This window comes from Actinocrinis puniceicyclus (assembly GCF_018283645.1).
In the GTDB taxonomy this organism is placed as follows: Bacteria; Actinomycetota; Actinomycetes; order Streptomycetales; family Catenulisporaceae; genus Actinocrinis; species Actinocrinis puniceicyclus.
In genome coordinates this window covers 1-6,674 of the sequence record NZ_JAGSXH010000197.1, presented here as the reverse complement: position 1 = coordinate 6,674, position 6,674 = coordinate 1, and the positions used below count along the sequence as shown (strand labels likewise).

General features: G+C 72.2%; 2 protein-coding genes. Both read right to left on the bottom strand.

The window, feature by feature from the left end:
* Window positions 1-5,854: non-ribosomal peptide synthetase (locus KGA66_RS27425; protein WP_211472217.1), on the bottom strand; the 5,854-nt coding region annotated here is incomplete at its 3' end.
* Window positions 5,851-6,674: phosphopantetheine-binding protein (locus tag KGA66_RS27420; protein ID WP_211472215.1), on the bottom strand; the 824-nt coding region annotated here is incomplete at its 5' end. The genes KGA66_RS27420 and KGA66_RS27425, both read right to left, overlap by 4 nt.

Here is a 6,674-nt window from a genome sequence, read left to right as displayed (position 1 = left end):
CCCCGGGACCACCCAACCACAGCTCACCCGGCACACCCACCGGCACCAGAGCACCCTCACCATCCACCACATAAGCCCACGTATTCGCGATCAGCCGGCCGATCTCGCCGTTGCTCTGCGGGACCTGATCCAGCGGGTTGCAGGTGGAGATGCTGGTGACCTCGGTGGGCCCGTAGATGTTGTGCAGCCGCACGCCGCCGTGCGGCAGCGCCCTGCCGATGTTGCCGAGGTTGATCCGTTCTCCGCCGATGTACACCTGCTTGAGCGTGGCGAAGGCGTCCGGGATCTCCTGCACCGTGGAGTTGAACAGCGCGGTCACGATGGCCACGGCGGTCACCTCCTCCTCGCGCAGCAGGCGCACCAGCCTCGCCGGCGAGAGGGCCACGGCCGTCGGGACGACGACCACGCGGCCGCCGTTGAGCAGCGGACCCCAGACCTCGAACAGCAGCGGGTCGAAGGAGGCGTTGGAGATCTGCCCGACCACGGACTCGGGCGACAGCTCGGTGTAGTCGGTGCCTCGCAGTAGCCTGATGACACCGCGGTGCGGCAGGACCGCGCCCTTGGGCCGGCCGGTCGAGCCGGAGGTGTAGATGAGTGTGGCCGCGTCCTCGCCCGTGCGCTGGTCGGGCCCGGGGGGCGCGCCGTACCTCGGCACGTCCTCGACCGCGACCGCGGCGACGCCGTCAAGCGGCAGGGTGCTGATCAGGTCCCGGTGGCCGACCACGACGCGGACCCCGGTGTCGGCCACCATGAAGGCGAGCCGGTCCGCCGGATAGTCCGGGTCCAGGGGCGCGTACGCGCCGCCGGCCCGCAGGATCCCGAGCATCCCGACGACCAGATCGGCCGAGCGGTGACAGGCCAGGCCCACGATCGAGCCGCGGCCGACCCCGGCGTCCCGCAGCCGCGCGGCGAGCGCGTCCGCGCGGCCGAGCAGCCGCTCGTAGCTGAGCTTGACCTCGCCGTCCACGACGGCCACCGCGTCCGGCCGCGCCGAGGCGTGCCAGGCGACCAGGTCGTCGATCGTGCAGTTCACCGGCGACGGGCGGGTGGTCTCGTTCCAGCGCGCGATCTGCGCCCGCTCGCCGGGCGAGGTGAGCGCCGCGTGCGCGGCCGGCCGGTGCGGGTCGGCCGCCACGGAGCGCAGCGCGGCCAGGTAGTAGCCGCGGATGCGCCGGATCTGCTCGTGGCTGAACTGCGAGAGGTGGAAGTCGAGGCCCATCAGCAGCCCGTCGGCCTTCGGGTCGCGCAGGAAGCCGCAGACGAAGGGGTAGTTGGTCGGCTCGACCCGCATCGTCGTGAAGGAGTTGATCTTCGGGTCCAGGATCCTGACGTCCTCGGTGTCGAAGACGTCGCGCAGGACGTGGAAGTGGTTGTAGACGAAGTGCGTCTCGTACAGCGAGCCGCCGCCGACGAGCCGCTGGATCTCGGCCATCGGGAAGCGCCGGTGCGGCAGGCTCGCGCTCTCCTCGGCGAAGGCCGCGCGGATCAGCTGCGCCCAGGTGGCGCCGCCCTCGACCCGGATGGCGACCGGCAGGGAATTGAGGAACAGGCCGCGCGACTCGGTGCCGTCGACCTCCTCGAGCCGGCCGTTGAAGGCCATGCCGGTCACCACGTCCGGCGTGCCCGCGAGGAAGGAGACGACCCGCGCGTGCGCGGCGAGCAGGACGCTCTTGAGCGGGACGCCCAGGTCCGCGGCGACTCGCCCGAGGTCCCGGCACAGCTCGTCCGGGATCTTCGTCTCCAACCAGCCGTAGAAGTCCGAGTAGCCCGGCGGCAGGGCCCACTCGAGCAGGCCGGGCTCCGGCTGCTCGTCGAGCGGCTCGACCGGCGCGCCCTTCGGCCAGCGAGGCAGCCGCAGCCGGGTGACGTCGCGCAGTTTGCCGGTCCAGTAGTCGCGGTCCTCGGCGGAGCGCAGCGCGGCCTGCTCGGTCACCACGAAGTCGCGGTAGGTCGAGGCGGGCTTGGCCGGGGGCGGGCTGTCCGGGTCCTTGAGCAGGCGCATGTACTGCCGCAGGATCTCCGCGATCGTGCCGTGCAGGCTCCAGCCGTCCAGCAGCGCGTGGTGCTCGACCAGGGTCCACTGGAAGGATTCGGCGCTGCGCCAGTGGATGAAGAAGCGCCACAGCGGCGGGCTGGACAGGTCGAGCGCCCGGGTGCGCTCGCGTTCCACGGTCTCGGCGACGGCCCGCTCCTGCTCCTGTTCGTTCAGGCCCCTGACGTCTGCCACCTCGATCGGCAGCGACGCGGTCGCGTGTACCAGTTGCAGCATCTCGCTGTACTCGCTCAGGTGGAACGAGGTGCGCAGGATCTCGTGCCGGTCCACGACCTGCTGGACGGCCCGGCGGAAGCACCGCTCGTCGAACGGCGCGCGGATGTGGTAGCTGTCAAGGTTCTGGTAGAGCCGCTGGTCGTGGTCCGACTCCATGTGGAAGACCATTCCGGCCTGCAGCGAGGCCATCGGGTAGGCGTCCACGACGTCGGCCGGCATCCGGCCGCGGTCCTCGGCGCGCACCAGCGCGAAGGGCTCGCGGTCGCGCTGCACGACGGCGGCGCTGGTCACCTCCGCGGCCAGGGCGGCGACGGTGCCGAGCTGGAAGAGCCGCTGCAGCGGGAACTCGATGCCGCGCTTGCGGGCCAGGCCGAGCACCTGCACGCTGCGGATCGAGTCGCCGCCGAGGTGGAAGAAGTTGTCCTCTACGCCGACCCGCGCGAGCCCGAGCACCTGCGCCCAGACCTCGGCGAGGGCCTGCTCGGTCGGCGTGCGCGGGGCGAGGTAGGCGCGCGTCAGCTTGGGACGGTCCTCGTCCGGGTCGGGCAGCCGGCGCCGGTCCACCTTGCCGTTGGCGGTGAGCGGGAAGGCGTCGAGGAAGAGCACGACGGACGGGATCATGTGGCTCGGCAGCCGGGGCGCGAGGAACTCGTGGACCCCCTCGACGGAGAGCGGATCAGCGCCCTGCTTCGGCACGAGGTAGGCGACGAGGCGCTTGTCGGCCTCGGCGCCGCCGTGCGCGAGCACCAGGCAGGCCTCCAGGCCCGGGTGGTCCATCAGCGCGGCCTCGATCTCGGCCGGCTCGATCCGGAAGCCGCGGATCTTGACCTGGTGGTCCAGCCTGCCCTGGTATTCCAGGGTGCCGTCCGGCCGCCGGCAGGCCAGGTCGCCGCTGCGGTAGAGGCGCGCGCCGGGACGGCGGGAGTACGGGTCCGGCACGAAGCGCTGCGCGGTCAGCTCGGGGTGGTTCCAGTAGCCGTGCGCGACGCCGGCGCCGCCGACGTACAGTTCGCCGGTCACGCCGATCGGCGCGGGCTGCCCGGAGGCGTCGAGCACGTGCGCGCTCAGGTCGGGGAACTGGCGGCCGACGGGGCTGCGCCGCGCGGCCAGCAGTTCGCGGGTCAGCTTGCAGTACGTCACGTGCACCGTGGTCTCGGTGATGCCGTACAGGTTGATCATCTCGGGCCGGTCCTCGGGGTGGCGCTCCCACCAGCGCTGTACCGAGGCGGGGTCCAGTGCTTCACCGGCGAACAGCACCAGCCGGAGCGCGAGGTCCTCGCGGCGCTCCTCGTCCACGGCGGCGAACTGGCGGAAGGCCCCCGGCGTCTGGCTCAGCACCGTGACGCGTTCGCGCGCCACCAGGTCGTAGAAGGCCTCCGGTTCGCGGCTCTCCCAGTACCGGACCACCACCAGGCGGGCGCCGGTGGTCAGCGCGCCCCAGATCTCGAACACCGAGACGTCGAAGGACGCCGAGTGGAACAGGCTGAACGCGTCGCCGGGGCCGAAGCCGAACCAGTGGTCCGTCGAGGCGAAGAGGCGCACGGCGTTGCGGTGGCTGACCATCACGGCCTTGGGCGTGCCGGTCGATCCGGAGGTGTAGATGAGGTATGCGATGTCGTCGACGCGGCCGGCGGTGACGGCGGGGTCTTCCTCGCCGAGGGGTTCGGGGGTCCGACCGTGCCGTGCGGCGCCGATGACGACCGTCTCGATCGGCTGGTCGGGACGGTTCGCGATGTCATCCGGCAGCCGCACGCCCGGCTGCGTGACGATCACGCGCAGGCCGCTGTCGCGGACCATGAAGGACAGCCGCTCCGGCGGGTAGTCCGGGTCCAGCGGGACATATGTGCCGCCGGCCCGCAGGATGCCCAGCATGCCGACGACGAGGTCGGCGCAGCGGCGGCAGGCAAGGCCGACCATCGAGCGCCGGCCGACGCCGGCGGCGCGCAGCCCGGCGGCGACGGCGTCCGCGCGCTCCAGTAGTTCGCGATACGTCAGGCTGTTGTCGCCGTCGGTCACGGCGACCTCGTCGGGGTGCGCGGCGGCCTGCCTGGCGACGAGCGCGTCAAGGGTCGAGGTCACCTCGTACTCGCGCTCGGCCGTCGACCACGCGGCTAGCTGCGCCCGCTCCTGCTCGTCGAGCGAGGAGACGCGCGAGAGCGGCCGGTCCGGGTCGGCGAGCAACCGGGAGAGCAGGGTGGTCCACTGGGTGAGGAAGCGGCGCATCGTGGCGGTGTCGAAGAGGTCTGTCGCGTATTCGAGCTCGACGCGCATGCCGTCCGCGCCCGCGTCGAGTACCAGCAGCGTGACGTCGAACTTGGCGGTGCCGGTGTCCAGCGCGGTCAGCCGGGCGGTCGCGCCCTCGTCCAGCGCCCAGTCGGCGCGGGCCTGGCGGTGCAGCGCGAACTGCACCTGGACCAGCGGATTCCACGACAGTTCGCGCTCGGGCACGAGGGCGTCGACGATCGCTTCGAAGGGGACCTGGGCGTGCGACTGCGCCTGCGCCGAGGAGCCGCGCACGCGGCCGAGCAGTTCGGTGAAGGTCGGGTCCTGCGACAGGTCGGCGCGCAGCACCAGGGTGTTGACGAAGAAGCCGATCAGGCCCTCGGTCTCGATCGCGCCGCGGCCGGCCGTCGGCGTGGCCACCGCGACGTCCGTGCGCCCGGACCAGCGGCCCACGAGCGCGCAGAAACCGGCGGCGAGGACGTCGAAGACGGTCGCGGACCGCGCGCGGGCGAAGGCGCGCACCGCGGCGGCGGTGTCCGGGTCCAGCTCGGTGTGCAGGGTGCTGCCGACATGGGACTGCACGGCGGGACGGCCGCGGTCCGCGGGCAGCTGGAGCAGCGGCGGCAGGCCGGAGAGTTCGGTGCGCCACCAGTCCAGGTCCTCGCGCAGCGCCTGCGGCGAGTGCGTCTCGCGCTGCCAGGCGGCGTAGTCGGCGTACCGGACCGGCAGCGGCGGCAGGTCCAGCGTCCCGCCCGCGCGGTAGGCGGCGGTCAGCTCCTCGAAGAAGATCTCTGAGGACCAGCCGTCGAAGGCGACGTGGTGGATCGAGAGCCAGAGCAGTGCTTCGCCGGCGGCGTAGCGCACCAGCCCGCCGCGAACCAGCGGCGCGATCGCCAGGTCGAAGGACTCTGCGACACCGGCCCGCGCAACCTCCAGCGCGGAGTCGAAGGTGTCGACGGGCTCTGTGACGGTCCACGGCACCGGGGTGCCCGGTGCGGACTCGACCGGGCGCGGGCCCGCGTCCACGGTGGTGAGCGCGGTCCGCAGCGCGGCGTGCCGGTCCACGACGCACTGCACGGATCGGCGCAGCCTCTCGCCGTCCACCGTTCCGGTCAGCCGCACGGCCAGCGGCACGTTGTACAGCGCCGTGCCCGGCTGCCAGCGGTCCAGGAACCACAGCCGTTCCTGTCCGAAGGACACCGCGGCGGTAGACGTATCAGCGCAGGACACCGCGGTGATCGGCACCGCATTGATCGACGCCGGGGCACCTGGCGCGTCCGCGATCCCCTCCTCGGCGAGCAGTCTGCTGATCAGCTCCTCCTCGTCGGCGTCCGGGGCCGCGAGGGGACGTCGGTCGTTCATCGGATTTCTCCTTCGGTTCCGCGAAGCCGCTGCGCGCGCTCGGCCGGGGTCAGATCACGGACTTTCTCGACCACGCCGGCGACGCGCTCCAGGCGCTGCGCGGCGCCGTCCTCGGCGCGCATGCAAGCCGCCAGCCGCTCCACCGTGGGGTTGTCGAAGAGCTCGCGGACCGAGAGCCGGGTCCGCAACGTGCGCTCGATCCGGCTGGTCGCCTGCGCCGCGTGCAGCGAGTGGCCGCCGAGTTCGAAGAAGTTCTCGTGTATCCCGATCGGCTCGGCGCCGAGCACTTCGGCCCACGCCCGCGCGATCAGCCGCTCCAGTGCGTCGCGGGGCGCGACGAACTGCCGCGCGGCGGCGGCGCGGTCGTCCTGCGCGGAGGGCAGCGCAGCCCGGTCCACCTTGCCGTTCGGGCTCAGCGGCAACCGGTCCAGGACCATCACGCTCGACGGGACCATGTACTGCGGCACCCGCTCGGCCATGAACTCACGCAACTGCGCGACACTGACCGCGCGCCCTGACACCGGTTGCACGTATGCCACCAGCTGGACGGGTCCGTCATCGTGCCGGTGCGCGATCACGACGCACGCGGCCACGGCGTCATGAGCAGCCAGCGCGGTCTCGACTTCGCCGAGTTCGACTCGGAAGCCGCGCACCTTGACCTGATGATCCGACCGGCCCAGGAACTCAAGCCCCCCGTCCGGCCGCCAACACACCAGATCCCCCGTGCGATACAACCTGGAACCGGCCACACCGGAGAACGGATCAGGCACGAAACGCTGCGCCGTCAACCCCGGCCGGCCCCAGTAACCCCTGTCTCTTA